The 16,819-nt window shown below is 35.6% G+C and carries 7 protein-coding genes and 1 pseudogene; 5 read left to right on the top strand and 3 right to left on the bottom strand.

The window, feature by feature from the left end:
• Nucleotides 1-89: 89 nt before the first annotated feature.
• Nucleotides 90-1,691: a DcuS/MalK family sensor histidine kinase gene (gene dcuS, locus COI44_RS09155; RefSeq protein WP_098427662.1), complete on the top strand. Its 1,602-nt coding sequence runs from the start codon at nucleotides 90-92 to the stop codon at nucleotides 1,689-1,691.
• Nucleotides 1,688-2,395 (top strand): response regulator, encoded by a 708-nt coding sequence (locus COI44_RS09150; RefSeq protein ID WP_098427661.1) that lies wholly within the window; start codon nucleotides 1,688-1,690, stop codon nucleotides 2,393-2,395. Before dcuS ends, COI44_RS09150 begins: the two co-directional genes overlap by 4 nt.
• A 193-nt stretch (nucleotides 2,396-2,588) precedes the next feature.
• Here the strand turns inward: COI44_RS09150 and ycaC are convergent, their stop codons facing one another.
• Together ycaC and COI44_RS09140 are read right to left on the bottom strand one after the other, a co-directional pair.
• The gene (gene ycaC, locus COI44_RS09145; RefSeq protein WP_097976051.1) at nucleotides 2,589-3,233 is read right to left on the bottom strand and encodes an isochorismate family cysteine hydrolase YcaC; all 645 of its coding nucleotides are present in this window, start codon (nucleotides 3,231-3,233) and stop codon (nucleotides 2,589-2,591) included.
• Nucleotides 3,234-3,413: 180 nt separating this feature from the next.
• Nucleotides 3,414-3,971 carry an NADPH-dependent FMN reductase gene (locus COI44_RS09140; protein ID WP_098427660.1) on the bottom strand — a complete coding sequence of 186 codons (558 nt, stop codon included), beginning with the start codon at nucleotides 3,969-3,971 and terminating at the stop codon, nucleotides 3,414-3,416.
• A 266-nt stretch (nucleotides 3,972-4,237) separates the two neighbouring features.
• On the opposite strand from COI44_RS09140, the pseudogene COI44_RS09135 reads away from it, so the two are divergent.
• Nucleotides 4,238-4,401 (top strand): annotated as a pseudogene (locus COI44_RS09135) (alpha/beta fold hydrolase); the annotation flags it as partial.
• Nucleotides 4,402-4,933: 532 nt separating this feature from the next.
• Nucleotides 4,934-6,403: a spore germination protein gene (locus COI44_RS09130; RefSeq protein ID WP_098427659.1), complete on the top strand. Its 1,470-nt coding sequence runs from the start codon at nucleotides 4,934-4,936 to the stop codon at nucleotides 6,401-6,403.
• A gap of 398 nt (nucleotides 6,404-6,801) precedes the next feature.
• On the opposite strand, the gene COI44_RS09125 is transcribed toward COI44_RS09130, so the two are convergent.
• On the bottom strand, nucleotides 6,802-8,262 hold the full coding sequence (locus tag COI44_RS09125) for a spore germination protein (RefSeq protein WP_098427658.1): 1,461 nt from the start codon (nucleotides 8,260-8,262) through the stop codon (nucleotides 6,802-6,804).
• Between the two features lie 1,003 nt (nucleotides 8,263-9,265).
• Between COI44_RS09125 and COI44_RS09120 the strand changes: the two genes are divergently transcribed.
• Nucleotides 9,266-16,480, top strand: a complete 7,215-nt coding sequence (locus tag COI44_RS09120; RefSeq protein WP_098427657.1) for an Ig-like domain-containing protein — start codon at nucleotides 9,266-9,268, stop codon at nucleotides 16,478-16,480.
• Nucleotides 16,481-16,819 lie beyond the last annotated feature (339 nt).

Genomic DNA, 16,819 nt, shown 5'->3' with positions numbered 1-16,819 from the left:
AAAGCTCTTTCAGAGAGCTTCGTGGTCTCTTTGTATGTAATGGATAAACCTTATTCATACTATAATTAAGAGATAACCTGGAGGAGATTATGAAAAAGGGCAGATTTAGTTTACAAGCCATCATTATTATTTTTGTATGCCTTGTTGTCGCTTTATCACTAGGTATAACCGATTTGCTAATCAGTAAGAGAATTACCTCCAGTGTGGAAGAGACACAGAAAGAAAAGGTACTCAATATTGCAAAGATCGTTTCTCTTAACCCGCAAGTGATTGGGTCTCTTGAGGGGAAAACAAATTCGACAGAAATAGAAGTTTTTGCTAATCAAATAAAAGATTTAACGCATGTTAACTTTGTTGTCGTCATGGATATGAAAGGAATCCGGCTTTCCCATCCGGATCCCAGTGAAGTTGGAAAGAGATTCAAGGGAGGAGATGAAGGACCGGTCCTTCGAGGGAAAGAGTATGTATCTATCTCAAAGGGGATTCTCGGGCCATCCATGCGAGCATTTAAACCAATCATGAATTCAAATGGAAAACAAATCGGCGCTGTTGCGGTAGGGATTTCTTTGGAAAACGTAACGAAGGCTGTACATAAAGGTCGAATGGGGATGATGATTGGGACAATAATCGGAATATTAATAGGGGTAACTGGTGCGGTGGGTTTGGCCAGGTTTATCAAAAAAATCCTATTGGGCCTCGAGCCGTTTGCTATTGCTAAGCTGCTTGAAGAGCGGAGTTCCATGCTCCAGTCGGTGCGTGAGGGAATTATAGCCATTGACCAAGAAGGAAAAATTACCCTTGTAAACAGGGCAGCCCAAAAGCTTTTTACAAAAGCGGGCCTAGAAGGGAATCCAAAAGGACTCAAAATAGAAGATTATTTGCCTGAGACCCGCTTAACTCGTATTTTGCAGTCTGGAGAAACTGAGGTTGATCAGGAACAGGATCTGCATGGAGTTACTATTTTGGTAAACAGGGTACCGGTAGTGGTGGATAATCAACCGGTTGGAGCAATTGCTACATTCCGTGATAAAACGGAAGTTCAGTTATTAGCCGAACAGCTCACAGGGGTGCGCAATTATGCGGATGCCCTCAGAGCCCATGCCCATGAATTCATGAATAAGATGCATGTTATTCTTGGCCTTGTCCGTACCGAACAATACGATACACTTGCGAACTATGTGAGTGAAACGGTTAACCATCGGGAAATGGAAATGGGTTTTGTAACCAAGAATGTCCAGGATCCGGTTCTAGCTGGATTTTTGATTGGCAAGTTAAGCTTTGCAAGAGAATCAGGTGCATCACTATCATTTGATTGCTCCAATAAGATTCCCCGGCCTGTGAACCCGGGAATCACGCATGAACTGATAACGATTATTGGAAATCTCGTCGATAATGCAATGGAAGCGATAGCGAACAGTCCTGTCAAGAAAGTTGACTTAAAGCTTGATTACGCAGAGGATATTTTAACAATCGAAGTTAAGGATACAGGTATGGGAATGACGAATTCAATGCAAAATAAAATATTTGATAAGGGCTTCTCCACGAAAGGAGAAAACCGCGGGGTCGGACTATATCTTCTAGCTCAGAGTATTGAAAGACTAGAAGGGGACCTAATCATTTCTTCTAAGCCGGGAAAAGGAACGAATTTTGCGGTGTATATACCTTATAAAGCAGAGGATGAAAAGGCATGATCAATGTAATGATTGTTGAAGATGACCCTATGGTGGCGGAAATCAATAAACGATACCTTTCTAAGATTGGTGGTTTCCGTTTGACTACAGTAGCCAATTCAGTTGATGATGCTGTCCTTTTGCTTGGAAAGGAAGATATACAGCTTATACTTTTGGATATTTTTATGCCGGGCAAACAGGGGTTAGAGCTATTGACGTACCTCCGGAAAAAGGAACTTGAAGTTGATGTAATCATTATTTCGGCAGCATCGGATCTAGAGCGAATCAAAAAGGCATTAAGGTACGGCGTTGTCGATTATTTAATAAAGCCTTTTGAATTTGAAAGGTTCAATGCTGCTCTTGTCAGCTATCAGCAAAAGACCCGGTTTACTGATAAACTGGAAGCTGTCAGCCAACAAGAACTCGATAATTATCTTTTACACAGGGATGAAACTGCAATAGTTGAAGAGCTCCCAAAAGGGTTGACTAAGGATACTTTAAAGCAAGTATGGGAAGCAGTTCATGAATTGAAAGAGGTGCCGTTTTCCACCGAAGAAGTGGCAAATGTTGTGGGCATTTCAAGGGTCTCAGCGAGAAAGTATCTGAACTTCTTAAAGGATTTAGGAATCCTTGATGTCAAGGTTATATATGGGACCATCGGAAGACCTGTTTACCAGCATGAATATAACCCAATTAAAGAATACTTAATAAAAAACTTTCTGTAAGTGGTTTAAACCGAGAGTAAGTGTAGAAACTAGTGGATCTCGCTTATTTATAATTTATTTAAGTAATAGCAAATAGATTAAAAAATGGTAGCGTGGGTGCTTATGCCTGCGCTACTATTTTACAGATCAACCATGATTGAGATGAGCTTTACTTCTAATTAAAAAAAGAGCGCTGATTAAATCAGCGCTAATTTCATACGTTTTGTTTACTCAGATTTCGCTGAGCTGCCATATAGCTTCCAATTATATTTTGATAACCTGGAAGATTACTAGCAAGCAAATTGCCAAAGCCTTCAACGTCGTTGCGCCAATCGCGTTGTAATTCGCAAGCTACGCTAAACCAGTTCAAAAGTTGCACGCCACTATGTGCCATACGCGTATTAGCGGCATCTGCAACTTGTTTGCTGAAAGTTCCTGAAGCATCAGTAACAGCAAATACTTCATAACCAGCTTTTATAGCGGAAAGTGCCGGGAAAGCAACGCAAACATCCGTAACTACGCCCGCGATAATAAGTTGTTTTTTTCCAGTTTCTTCGATTGCTTTTACAAAATCATCATTATCCCATGCGTTAATTTGTCCAGGACGAGCTATTTTTGGCGCGTTAGGAAAAAGATCAACCAATTCTTGCATTAGTGGTCCATTAGGTCCGTTTTCAAAGCTTGTTGTTAATATAACTGGTAAATCAAAAAACTTAGCAGTGTGAGCAAGAGCCAAAACATTGTTCTTGAATTCATCAACACCATAGTCACGCACTAGTCCAGCCATAAGACCAGTTTGATGATCCACTAAAAGAACGACAGCATCATCCTTATTAATACGAGAATAAAGATCAGACATTATGTATTCCTCCTAAAAATTAAGTAATCGAAGAAAGTTTAAAACTGGAAAATTATCATAAATTACTTCGTTTGTTACAATAAGCTGATAACCAAACTGATTATTGATATTATTTATCTATAAAACTTATGTCACGTTAATAGGTTACTCAAAAATCAGAAAAAACTTGGTCTGCTTCTATTAATCTAGAACAGGAGTTTTATCGATCCAATTTATAAATCGTTGTAAATAACGGTGAAGATAACGTTTTGTGTGTTCGTCAGTAAGCACTTTCAGATCGGAATCAATCTTTTCATGTACTTGAGAAATCAGCATTTTTTGAAATGGAAGAACATGGGCTTGCATTGCTTCTAGTATTTCTCTGATTTGTATTTGAGCATATACAGTACCTAATCCCCCAGGAGTAGCACCGATTAAACCAATCGGTTTTCTACTAAGAACAGCGGATTCCCGAGGTCTTGATGCCCAGTCCAATGCATTCTTTAATACGCCTGGAATTCCAGAATTGTACTCTGGACTTACAATAATGATACCATCAACGTCCTGGATAGCAGATTTAAATGATGTCACTGCTTCCGGAATACTTGTTTCTATGTCTTCATTGAATAAAGGTAGATCATTAATCTCGATCCAACGAAATTGATGGGAATCAGCCATCTCTGTTAATGATTGAGCAATGATTCGATTATAAGAGTTTTTTCTTAAACTACCACAAATAAGACCTATTGTCTTAGTCATATACACCCTCCTTTGTTAAAACCATCCTAATTTTACCATAATATTCCAAATTGGAAAAAGTGGCTTTATACCTAATATTCAGATTATTTAAATTGTAATCTAATATATTAATTGATTTAATCTTTTGGAATAATTTTACAATTTTAATAGTTGCTAATATAATAATCTTTAACATTTTCCAAAAAATATTTTAAATGTTTTGGAATAAAAAGTTTTTTGATCAAAGAAGCATAGGTTTAATAATGAAAATTCAGGAGGAAATTTATATGGGAAAATTTACTGTAGGTAATGAAAGTCATGCTCCAATTGAACTTTATTATGAGGACCATGGTTCAGGAAACCCGTCATCTTAATACATGGTTGGCCTTTAAGTGGAAGCTCTTGGGAATATCAGGTGCCAGTGGGGCAAGGTATGTTAAATTACGATAAGTTATTTGGCTTAATAAAGCACACAAAACCATATCTAGCTATTTTAATAGAAGGTTCAAAGGAACCATTTATAGATGAAAGCATTGTCTATTTGAGAAGGAAATATCAAAAAATGTAAATTAATTAATAATTTCAAAGTTCTGGTGCACAGCCATCTATCATTTTCGGAGAAGTAGTATGAGACTAAAATCGCAGCTCTAATGGGGCTGTTTTTTTATGAGGGTAGGGGCAATTGTCAAGGTTCAGCTTTTATCTTACATCTCAAAATTTTCATCACCAGGGAAACTTTTAATAATACATTATTTTGCAAGTTGAACAGAAGATGATATTCATTACCATCGTACCAAATCTGGATATCCCTCTGTAGTATTGTATAGGAATTGAACAAGTCCCTCCTCCTTTTCTTCACCTATTAACTCTTCAACTTTTCCCCACTTACTATGCCACTGAATGTGAACAAAAAATAAGTACATACTATTTAAATGGAACATACTATTTAAATGGAAAGATTGAATGGCTAGAGGTGAAAAAGAGTGAAGGAACATGACTCTGAAAATTTAACAGACAGTCTTCATAAAAACATTGACATCATTAAGGAACGATTACACCATACAACTGAACTAACTATACGAACGATTCAGATTGGTGAATCGAAAACATATGACGTCTCGCTTATTTATTTAGATGATCTGGTGAATGCTGATGTGATTCGCGACTTTGTCATTACCCCATTATTTTTATTTCAAGAGAAGAAAAAAAGCGAAACCGGACCATTTATCAACTACTTAGCTTCACGACATATTCGAGCCTCGTCTGTTGAAATGATTTCATCTTTTGACCAAGCGCTTAACGGAATTGTGCGGGGACAAACACTGGTAATAGTCGATGGGTATGGGAGTGGAATCGTCGCTGAAACAACACAGTGGCAGCAACGTTCAGTTGAACAAAGTAACAGGCAACGTTCACCAGGTGGTCCAATGATTGGATTGAATGAGCAATTAAAAGTCAACTTAAATCTAATTCGAAGTTTTATTCAGTCACCAAATTTAGTTGTGGAAACAAAACAAATCGGGCGATATGAGAAAACGGATCTTTCGATTGTTTACTTAAAACATAAAGTGGATCAACAAGCATTAGAAGAGGTACGAACCCGTATAGACACGCTCGATGTAGAATATGGGTTGATTGCCAGAGTGGTCGAAGATGCTTTGGAAGGACGAAAGAAAAGCATCTTTCCACTTATTTTTAATACAGAGATGCCCGACCTTGTGGCTGCTGCATTATACGAAGGACGAATTGCCGTTTTAGTAAATGGCACACCAAACGCTACAATTGTGCCTGCATTATTCGTTCATTATATGACACAACCTAATGAATACTATTCGAAAATAGGAAGGCTTTCTAATCGATTGATAATATTCATTACTTACTTAGCAACATTTTTATTGCCGGGAATATATCTTGCTTTAGCTAAATTTCATCATGATTGGTTTCCAGCAAAATTTACAAAAAAATATTTTTCTGCATCAGAAACTATTCTTCCTTTTTTTTTAGAAATCACGCTCCTACTAATCATTTTATACTTATTGAGTTTAGCCGCCTTTCGGATTGAAAAAGATTTAGTTATTGTTGCTTCTTTGGTAGGAACTTTGGTGATTAGCACAACAGCAGTAGATGCCAAACTAGTCCATCCCCTTAGCCTTATTATTGTAGGGATAGCTTATCTATCAAGCTTACTTTTTCAAACAGGTGGTATGATAGGTTCTGCTTTTATATTGCGATATTTATTTTTGATTATAGGAAACTTTTTAGGGTTATCAGCGATGGGGATAGGGCTCATCGTGTTGATTATTTACATGGCTCAGTTACGATCAGTTGGTGTTCCATTCTTAGCACCAATTATTCCATTTCGCCCACAAGAGTTCAAGGATGTATTTTATCGTGGGAATTTAAAGAAACTAATAAACAGTGAGCACAAATATCCGCATGACGATAAAGAGTAATACTTAGTATCCTATTTAATATTGCTTAAAAAATGGATCTTCTATTTTAGAAGATCTTTTTAAACGTTTATAGAACTACTCGAAATTTAGTAATCTATTTTGATGATAAAAGTAAAAAGTAACTAAACGCTAGAACTAACTTTAAACTGTATCTTCATAATCAAATTTAACTAAATTTCCCTTCCCTTTAATATATGTTCTTATTAAACCAAACTGTCAATTAGCACATTAAAGGGTTGCTTCGGTAATATTTTTCATTTTTTTCTGGTAGAGGACTTTCATTGGAGAGGTCGGTATGAAAAAATCTCCTTATAGTAGACAGTACAATTTCTTTTTACTGTCTATATAAGGAGATAATAATAATTGTGTTGATTTTTTTTTCATTTCGTTAATATGTATTACTCTTTATCGTTATGTGGATATTTGTGTGGACTGTTAGTCAATTCCTTTAAATTCCCGCGATAAAATACATCTTTAAATTCTTTTGGTCGAAAAGGAATAATTGGTGCTAAATACGGAACACTTACTGATTGTAATTTAGCCATATAAATGATTAATAGGACAAAAACAATTCCCATTCCTGTAAACCCAAAAAAATTTCCGACTAATAAAAATATGAGCCTTAATGGATTTACAACTGATAAAAGTCCATTTATTGTGACAAGGTAATTTGCAAGAATTGTTAGACCAACAACCACTAAACTTATGGGGTGAATCAATTTTGCATCTACGGCTGTTTCGCTTAGTACAATTGCGCCAACGAGTGCAACTGTTACAACAATTTCTTTTGGAACTCTAACAGATGCGATCTGTACCATTTGTAAGATTACTAAAAAGATTAGGACTTCTAAAATTGCTGGTGGGAGTGAATTTAAATCAGTGAAAAGTTTTTTTTCGAATTTTTTAGGAAAAAAATCTTGGTGAAATTCTTCGATAGCTAAATACAATCCTGGTAAAAAAATAGTAAAACAAAATGCAAGAAATGTAATGAGACGGTTTGTGTATCGTCCTGATTTCATATAATAATCATCTGGTGATTGAAAGTATTGAATAAACACTGAGGGAACGACTATTGCGTTTGGAGTACCGTTAACCAAAATGGCAATTCTTCCTTCATATAAACTAGAAGCCACAACGTCTGGTCTTTCAGTGTTTAAGGTTAAAGGGAAAATCGTTTTCCTCCTACCTTCAATTGCATCTTCTACCATTCTAGCTTCGAGCACATAGTCTATTTCAAGAGAGGATAAGCGTTTTTTTGTTTCATCTAACACGCTCTGATCAACTTTTCCTTTGATATAGGTAATTGCAATATCTGTATTTGAAAAAGTACCTACTTGTATGACTTCAATACATAAATAGGGTGTTTGTACCATATTTCTAATTAAATTTATGTTTACTTTCATCTGTTCATTGAATCCGTGCATAGGACCCACAGCAGTCCTTTGTACAAGCGATTGTTCGACAGTTCGTTGTTTCCATTCCGTGGTTTCTGCGAGAATACCGCATTCAAATCCTTCGAATAAGATAAGCGTTTTCCCCTTTAATATGCCTAGTGCACATAATTCGAATGATGTTTCGATTTCGACTAAACTCGTACGAATATGACGATATGATAAATCTTCGATAAATGTTTCCTTTTTTATGTCTGAGATTTCATTTAATGCTAAGAGTGGTGTGATAATGCATTCTTGAACAAAGTCAGTATTCACGATGCCATCGATAAAAAGAAGGCTGCCTGTGTAATGACCTAGTTTTATCGTTCGAGTAACCAAGTCTGATGAACGTTGTAAATGTTCACGTAGGATCGTCAAATTTTTGTCTACACTCATTGTTAAATTAGTTGGATTGTGATTGATCATTAGTATTTTTCCCTCAACTTATCTAAAACAGACTTTTGCAATAGTGTTAGTTTGTTAATGTTTGTGTGTTTTTATGTATTTACTTAGATTATCGTCGTATGCACAATAATAGCTCTTATTATATGCTTACAACAATGTAAGTTTCGAGATAAAGGGAATGAATTGGAACGAATAGTTGAAGAAAAAAGATATTCTGATAGATTTGCCACTAGATTAGATATGAATATATTAGGGTTAATTAGAAATATATAGAAAATTATACCAATATTTTATTTTCAATGAAAAAAAGTTAATTTACCATGAATTATTGACACTTTATCTAAAACTTATAGAAATGTATATTAAATTTAAAGTTAGAAAACGGATTCGTCTGGTTTTTATCTCAGAGTGAACGGATATGCATCGGATGTTTAAAAGATGAATAGCATACGTTGATTTCTAAGAAACTTGATTGACTTTCTACTATGAACATTAAAGGCGTAATATTTCATTTAATCATCTCTGCGTAGCTATTTGGATTAATTTTTGTAATTTAAGAAATGGATTGTTGTATCATAATAAATCAGAAAATTACGAAAAAACGGTATATTTTGTTTTTACCAAATTGAAAAGATGCGGTACTTGTTTATTTCATTAGTTTCTACATTGTTAATTTACTTGGGGACAAGCAATTGTATCCGCAGTAGGGAGTACTGTGGTTACCTCATAGGGGTCAAATAGAGTTAAGTTGTTGACTCTAAAAAACTATGAAATGAAAGAAAGATTTTAATTGGCAGAATATCCATTATTAGAATCAGTTTACATGAACCCGGAGGAATTACTTTGAATTCCATGGATTGAAGGCGTTGAAGGTAATTGACTAAGGACTTTCGCCGTTTAATGTGTGTTTTTAATTACGTGTATCAATTTTAAGATATATTTAAGTGTTGAAAATTCACAACATTTAAATTATTTAAAATAAATAAAGAAATAGGCAATTTAGTTGCTCTCAGGGGGGAAATTTATGAACATCAAGAAAAGATGGATAAAAGGAGTATCATCATTATCACTTTTCGGTCTAGTTATGTCTAACATGTCTTACGTACATGCTGACGGTTTACCGCAACAATTACCAATTGTTGACAAAGATCCGAATCAAGGTATTTTAGTAAGTAATAGCGAGGAAAATCTAAATTCACCAAATTTAACTGAAGACATGATTGCAGGATTAACATCAAAAGCTAAAAAAGAGATGGAAGCTGCGCATGCAAAAGATTTAAAAGATAGACTAAAAAATCAAGATAATCTAGATGTTGATACACATAAATCAGATGATATAGTTTCAGTAATTGTTCAATTAAAAGGTCAAACTGCTTCTGAAATGATTAACAGTACTAGAGTCAATCAAATGTCTTTAAATACAGCTACAAATCTTGTAAAACAGGATATTCAAGCGACTAAAAACGAAGTTATGAGCACATTATCATCTGGATTGGCAAAGAGTGATAATGGTCCAAAGTTTAAACAAGAATATGTAAATATTTTTAAAGGATTTAGTATCGATCATATCAAGTATAGTGATATCGCTGCAATAAAATCATTGGATAATGTTAAAGCAGTTACCTTACAAAATAAGTACTACCCAGCTGTTAACCAACAGCATGAGTTAACTGGTATTAAAAATGTTTGGAATGGTTCAGCAATTGGAAAACCAACTGGCTATAAAGGTGAAGGAATGGTAATCGCAATTGTTGATACAGGTATTGACTATACTCACGAAGCATTCCCAAATCCAACAGACTTGAGTAAAGCGCGAATAAAAACAGGGAAATTCACACGTCCTGATGGTACGATATCCCATAAAGTTGTTGACGGTTATGACTGGGCGGATCAAGATAATGATGTTATCCCTCACGTAGAAGATTCAAATAGTAACACGAGTTCACATGGTGTGCACGTATCAGGTATAGCAGCTGGTTCTGGACCAGTCATTCAAGGGGTAGCACCAGAGGCACAACTTATTGCAGAGAAAGTCTTTTCAGATTATGAGCAAGGAGCGTTTACTGAAGATATTATTAAGGGGATTGACCATGCTTCAGCATTAGGTGCGGATGTGATAAACATGAGTCTTGGTTCATCATCTTCATTTGATACAAGAGACCCTAACGAACCAATGGGTATTGCAATTCGAAATGCAACTGATGAAGGTCATGTTGTAGTAGTTGCAGCTGGGAATGCGTCAAATGCATATTCTGACCGAAACGGTGGAATGGGCCAAAAGATAATACCTGGACAAACACCCGATTTAAATAAGATCGGTAATCCTGGGGTTTATCCGGATTCATTCACTGTTGCAGCTGCAAATAATATCGTAACAAGTCATAAATATACGTTTACTTCAAGCGATGCATTAACAGCTGGTGGAACGGTAGGTTCTTTCGATGGAGAAGGTCTTGATGATTGGCACTGGAATGGTGACGTAAACAAAACATATTCGGTCGTGTCATTAGGGGCAACAAAACTTGGTCAAATAGCTGATTACGCTGAATTGGACGTAACTGGAAAGGTTGTTCTAATTCAACGTGGGACTCTTAGCTTAACTGAAAAAGTGCTTAATGCACAGAAACAAGGAGCTGCTGGTGTGATTATTTATAATCAGCCGGGTAAAGCACCGATAGATAATCCAGTTGGATTTGGTACAATTCCTTACACATTTATCAGTAACGATGCTGGAGTGAAATTAGAAGATGCATATTCTAAGTTGAACCCTGCTGGACCTGGTATAGGTATTGGTGGACCACTTTCTAGTCGAACACTTGCAGCAAATGCACCAAACCCATTAACATTAAAAATTACAAATGATAAATTGGGCTCTGGATTCCAAGAATCAAATGCAGGTGAGCCAACTGACTTCACGTCTTGGGGAACAACAAGTGATTTATTATTAAAACCAGAGATTATGGCACCTGGCCATGCAATTTATTCATCTGTACGTGAATCAGCAGATCGACACGATACTTATGAAACTGAAGATGGTACATCAATGGCAGCTCCATATGTAACTGGAGCGGTTGCAGATGTTATGCAAGGATTACTAGCAAAAGGATTCCAACCAGGTACTAGAGCGTTTGCTCAATTAACAAAAAATATCATTATGAACACGGCGATTCCAGCTAAAAGAGATTTTATTAACGACAAAAATCCGGCTAATCGTTTAGATTATATGACTGAATACCAGCCTAGAAGACAGGGAGCCGGTATGATTCGACCAGATTTAGCGCTTAAAACACCAGTTGTTTTAACAAACAAAGATGGTACTGGAAGCATTAGTTTAAAAGAAATTGGTAATACCTCGAATTTTACGATTACTGCACAAAATCTTACAGATAAAGCAGTTACGTACAAAGTAAACGGCACAGTTATGACAGATGTTTTGAATGATAAAACAAAAGTTCATTCGGATAATATTCGTAGTCGTTATTTAGATGATGCTAAATTAGCATTTGATCAAAATGAAATTACGATTCCAGCAAATTCAGTTCAACGAGTGAATGTAACTTTATCACTTCCTACTTCAACTATGAAAAACACGTTTATTGAAGGATATGTGTATTTAACACCAACTGATTCTACTCTTCCGACATTAAATGTTCCATACAATGGCTTTTATGGTAAATGGGATGAGCCAAGTGTGATCGATACAAAAGATACGAATGTTTGGTCTGCAACAGGTCTTGGAACACAATTGGGCGTAATGGGTGGAGGTAGTATTTACACTTTTGCACAATTATGGGGAGCACCAACAACTCCGGCAGAAATTGCGTTAGGTGATAAGTTCTATGCAATTAATGATCAAGTAATTCCAGTTCCAATAGTATCTTTACTGCGAAATGCACGTAATCTAAAAATTGATGTTGTAGATAAGGAACATAATCTCGTTACGAATATAGCAAATGAAAACTGGTCTACAAAGACGGATGTTTATGGTGGTGGTATTCCATCAAAAGTTTCTTATGATTGGATTTGGCCAGCATGGAATGAAGCTGTACCAGTTAAAGATGGACAATATTATTTCGCGATTACTGCAACGGCAGATGCGCCGAACGCACAACCGCAAAAGACAGTATACATGCCAGTATACTTAGATAGAACTGCACCAAAAATGAATATTACTCGTTCTGCATCTTATGACGAAAAAACAAATCCTGAAACAACTAATTCGGATAGTTACACTGTTCGATGGACGATGGATGATGGAGATTCTGGTAATGTTGATGGTAATGTTTACATGGCTTTAAATGGTACAGAGCAAGATGGCTATCAGCAAGATGTTAAACAAAATACGGACGGAAGCTATGAACTAAAAGTAAATGGATTAGTTGAAGGTCTAAATGTAATACATGTTGCTCCAGTAGATAAATCAGGTAACATGGGTGATCCTCGTACAATCATCGTAAAGAAAACAAGTAAGCATGTATGGATTGATCTTACTTCTGCGACATTAAATGACAATGCTCCAAGTACTTATTGGGAAGCAAACGTTAAACCAGGTGACAGCTATAATTTGAATTTCAAAGCTGTAGGTCCTAAAGATAGTGTGAATAAAATTCAAGCAGTTTTCTTAAGGAACTACTATGATAATAGTACAATCGTTGGAGACCCAATGGATATTGACATGACGAAAAATGTCACTCAAACGCCATATTTCTCTAACTTTAGTGAATATGCGATTAAAGGAAATGTCACAATTCCATCGACATTACCTAAAGGTGCTTATGCAGTTAAATTCTTAATGATGGCAGATGGAGAAAAATGGAATGATCCAGGCGTACCGGGGATCGGCATTGAAACTTATGTTGATACAGACGCTCCAGTAGTTACAGCATTAAATACAGATTCAATGAGAGCGATTATGACAAAGGATGGAGATCCTGTATCGTTAATGCTAAATGCATCAGTTAGAGATGCAATTTCGAATTCAAGAGGATTTAAAGTTGAGTATACTGTTGATGGTGGTACTCCAAAAATGATGGGAACTAATCCAAATAATAGTCAATCGGACCAAACCTTCCGTTATCCAGTAGTATTACCAAATGCAAGTGGTCAACATGATATCAAAATCATCTCGACAGACACTTTAGGAAATAAAAGCGAATTTCCAATTTCAGTTAATGTGGCAGATACTAAAGTAACTGTAAATTACACGTTAAATGGAGTGAGTAAGACACAAGATATCGCAATTCAAAAAATTGCTAGTTCAAATCAAAATCCGGCTATTGTATTAAAAGCAGGATTATCAAGTGATATTGTTTATGATTCAAATCATATTTTTGCTACAGAAGGTAGTGACCCTAGATTTAGTGGGTATATCCAAACACCAAATGGAAATTTAACTAGTACAGATACAGCTCTTACACCAATTTTCTTAGTTGGAAATCCACAAAATAATGCACAAGTGTTTTATACGAAAAATGCCATTCCTTCTTGGAATATACCGGCTGATAGTTACACTTTCGATTTTGCACGTACTGGATATAATGATCCTGGAGCAACGCCTACAGGAGACAGTGAGATTCCAGTTAAGATGGTCGATTACTTAGGTAATGAAACCACGATTAATGTAAAAATACACAAAAATGTATATATTCCAAAGGTGAAATTTAACGACGCTATCATTGATCACAGTAATAGTGGCACAGCAACATTCTTCACGTATGATTCAAACTATACGGTAAAAGGATCAATAACAGGTGTTCAAGATCAATTCTATGCGGAATGGATTGATTGGGGTAGACGTATGAATGGACTACCAAGTATTAAAAATTTATTTAACCCGAATTCTGATTGGGGTTCAATTGAATTAGATGATGGGAATAAAGTACTAGCAGGTCATGAGAATAATCCAGGAATAAAATCTTTTAGTTTTAATACGGGAGAACTAAAACCTGGTGCAAACTTTTTTCAAATCGATGGTGGTAATGCCATTGGTAATCCACTTCAATCAATGGGTAATCACCCACTTTGTTTAAATGTTGTGGTAGTTCGCCTTGGTTCATCTGAAGGAGCAGATCAACCTTTGGCAACGAATGCTGCGAATGCTTTAACATGGGATAAGATCAATGGTGAAAATCAACATCAGTCATTACTATTGACGAATTTAGCATTACCTTCATATGATGATGCAAATCATGCATTGATCAGCTGGAGTAGTAGTGATCCAAGTATCATTGCAAATGATGGAACAGTAATTAGACCAAATCAAGATACGAATGTAATTCTTACTGCAACAGTAACAGTTAATGGAGCAACTGCTGTAAAATCATTTAACGTTACAGTTGCAGCGAAAGAACTAAATGATGTAATTGCATCGAATGAAGATGCATCAAATATTACTTGGAATGTTATACGTGGAAACAACACTGATCAAAACAATTTGACAAATGCGTTATCACTTCCTACAGTCGGTTCAAATGGATCAAGAATCGTATGGACATCTAATGACGTAAAGCATGTAACAAATGCAGGACGAATCTACAAACCGTTATTTGATGAAAACGATGCAAAAGTGCAACTTGTTGCAAAAATTACTAGAAACACATCGACAATATATAAAACTTTTAATGTAACAGTCTTAAAAGATACAGATAATAAAGATAGAACGCTTGTTTTAAGAGCATTTAATTCAATTACGTCTGAAGATTTACTTGGAGAAAATAATGCTGTAACTGATGTTACAAAAGACTTACATCTACCAACTAGTATTGGAGATGTAACAGTCACTTGGCAATCAGATAATCCAGGTGTAATTGCTCCAGATGGAAAAGTAACTTTACCAGCAGCGAATACACCAGTGAATTTGTTAGCTATCTTCCGATTAGGTGATGCTGCTTTAGCACAATCATATGGCTTCTATGTAAGAAGTGAGAATTCAGACAATTCAGCAGTTGTTCAAGGAGCTAAAGCTTCTCTTGTTTGGAATCTGATTAAGAAAGACAATAGTGATCCAAGTACTGTTACAACAGATCTAAACCTTCCTACTAAAGGGAGTTTAGATACAACAATTATATGGTCTTCAAGTGATTCGTCAGTCATTAAAGAGGATGGTACAATCATTCGTCCGACTTACGAAGATGGAGACAAAACAGTAATTTTAACTGCTACAATTTCTAAAGGAAACGACAAAACAACAAAAGAATTTAATTTGACAGTAACACACAAAGAAGATCATACAGCTCCTGGTGCACCGATTATTATTACAATTGGTGATAATGACGCAGTTTTAACTGGAAAAACAGAACCAAATGCGACCATTACTGTAAAAATCAGTGATAAAGTAATCGCATCTGGCAAAGCAGATTCAAACGGAACATATCAAATCCAAATTGGTAAACAAAAAGCGGGCACGATTCTTTCTGTATCTGTATCTGATAAAGCTGGTAACGAAAGTGCAACTTCTAAAACAACAGTATTAGATCGTACAGCTCCTAACGTACCAGTTATTAATACAATTGGTGATAATGGCGCAGTTTTAACTGGGAAAGCAGAAGCAAATGCGACAGTTTCGGTAAAAATCGGAAATAATGTAATCGGATCAGGAAAGGCAGATTCAAACGGATCTTACAAAATTCAAGTAGGTAAGCTAAGAGCAGGAACAATTCTTTCAGTAACTGCAAAAGATCAAGCAGGAAATGAAAGTGGAGCATCTAAAACAACGGTATTAGACCGTACAGCTCCTACAGCACCAATTTTTAATGCAATTGATGACAATGACGTAGTTTTAACTGGTAAAGCAGAAGTAAATGCTACAATCACTGTTAAGAACGGTACGAAAGTAATCGGATCAGGAAAAGTAGATTCAAAAGGAACATATCGAATTACTGTAAGTAAACAAAAAGCAGGATCGGTTCTATATGTGACAGCTAAAGATGCAGCTGGAAACGAGAGTGGTGCATCTAAAACAACAGTTCTAGACCGCACAGCTCCAAACAAACCAGTGATTACTAGCGTATCTGTAAGTTCTAAAACAGGTATCCAATTAAACGGTAAAGCAGAAGCAAATTCGACTATCGTTATTTCAATCGGTACTAAAGTTGTAGCGAATGTAAAAGTTTCTAGTAATGGAACATTTGCTGCAAAATTACCTAAACAAAGAGCAGGTAAATTAACAATTACTTTATATGCTGTTGATAAAGCGGGTAATAAGAGCGATAAGTTAGTACGTCAGGTAACTGTTAAGTAAAAAAATGAAAAAGGGTGTTTAAAGATAAATAAACACCCTTTTTGTAAAAAAAAGTAGATTATTTTTTTCAAAATACAAACTTTCCTTTAAAAATAATAAAAGACAAGAATACATTTTTAGTATTCTTGTCTTCTTAGTATTGAGAAATAACTTAGTCAATCTATTCAGGTATATTATTTTAGAAAAATCCCTTTTGTAGGAAAATTATTACGAAGGGGTTTTTTATGTACTCTTACTTAGAGAATTTAGATATCGTAAAAAAATTGTAATTAATTTAATTATGAGCAGATATAGTTTTTTTAATTATTTACTCTTCATAGTTATTGATTTAATTGATTG

This window comes from Bacillus sp. AFS088145, from assembly GCF_002564465.1.
GTDB lineage: Bacteria > Bacillota > Bacilli > Bacillales > Bacillaceae_G > Gottfriedia.
The sequence above is the reverse complement of the archived record's forward strand: the minus strand, read 5'-3'. Positions and strand labels throughout refer to the sequence as shown.

Bases quoted from the DNA above. Each gene is read 5' to 3' on its own strand.
- COI44_RS09140 (WP_098427660.1), bottom strand. From the start codon at position 3,971: ATGACTAAGACAATAGGTCTTATTTGTGGTAGTTTAAGAAAAAACTCT.
- ycaC (WP_097976051.1), bottom strand. From the start codon at position 3,233: ATGTCTGATCTTTATTCTCGTATTAATAAGGATGATGCTGTCGTTCTT.
- COI44_RS09150 (WP_098427661.1), top strand. From the start codon at position 1,688: ATGATCAATGTAATGATTGTTGAAGATGACCCTATGGTGGCGGAAATC.
- dcuS (WP_098427662.1), top strand. From the start codon at position 90: ATGAAAAAGGGCAGATTTAGTTTACAAGCCATCATTATTATTTTTGTA.
- COI44_RS09120 (WP_098427657.1), top strand. From the start codon at position 9,266: ATGAACATCAAGAAAAGATGGATAAAAGGAGTATCATCATTATCACTT.
- COI44_RS09125 (WP_098427658.1), bottom strand. From the start codon at position 8,262: ATGATCAATCACAATCCAACTAATTTAACAATGAGTGTAGACAAAAAT.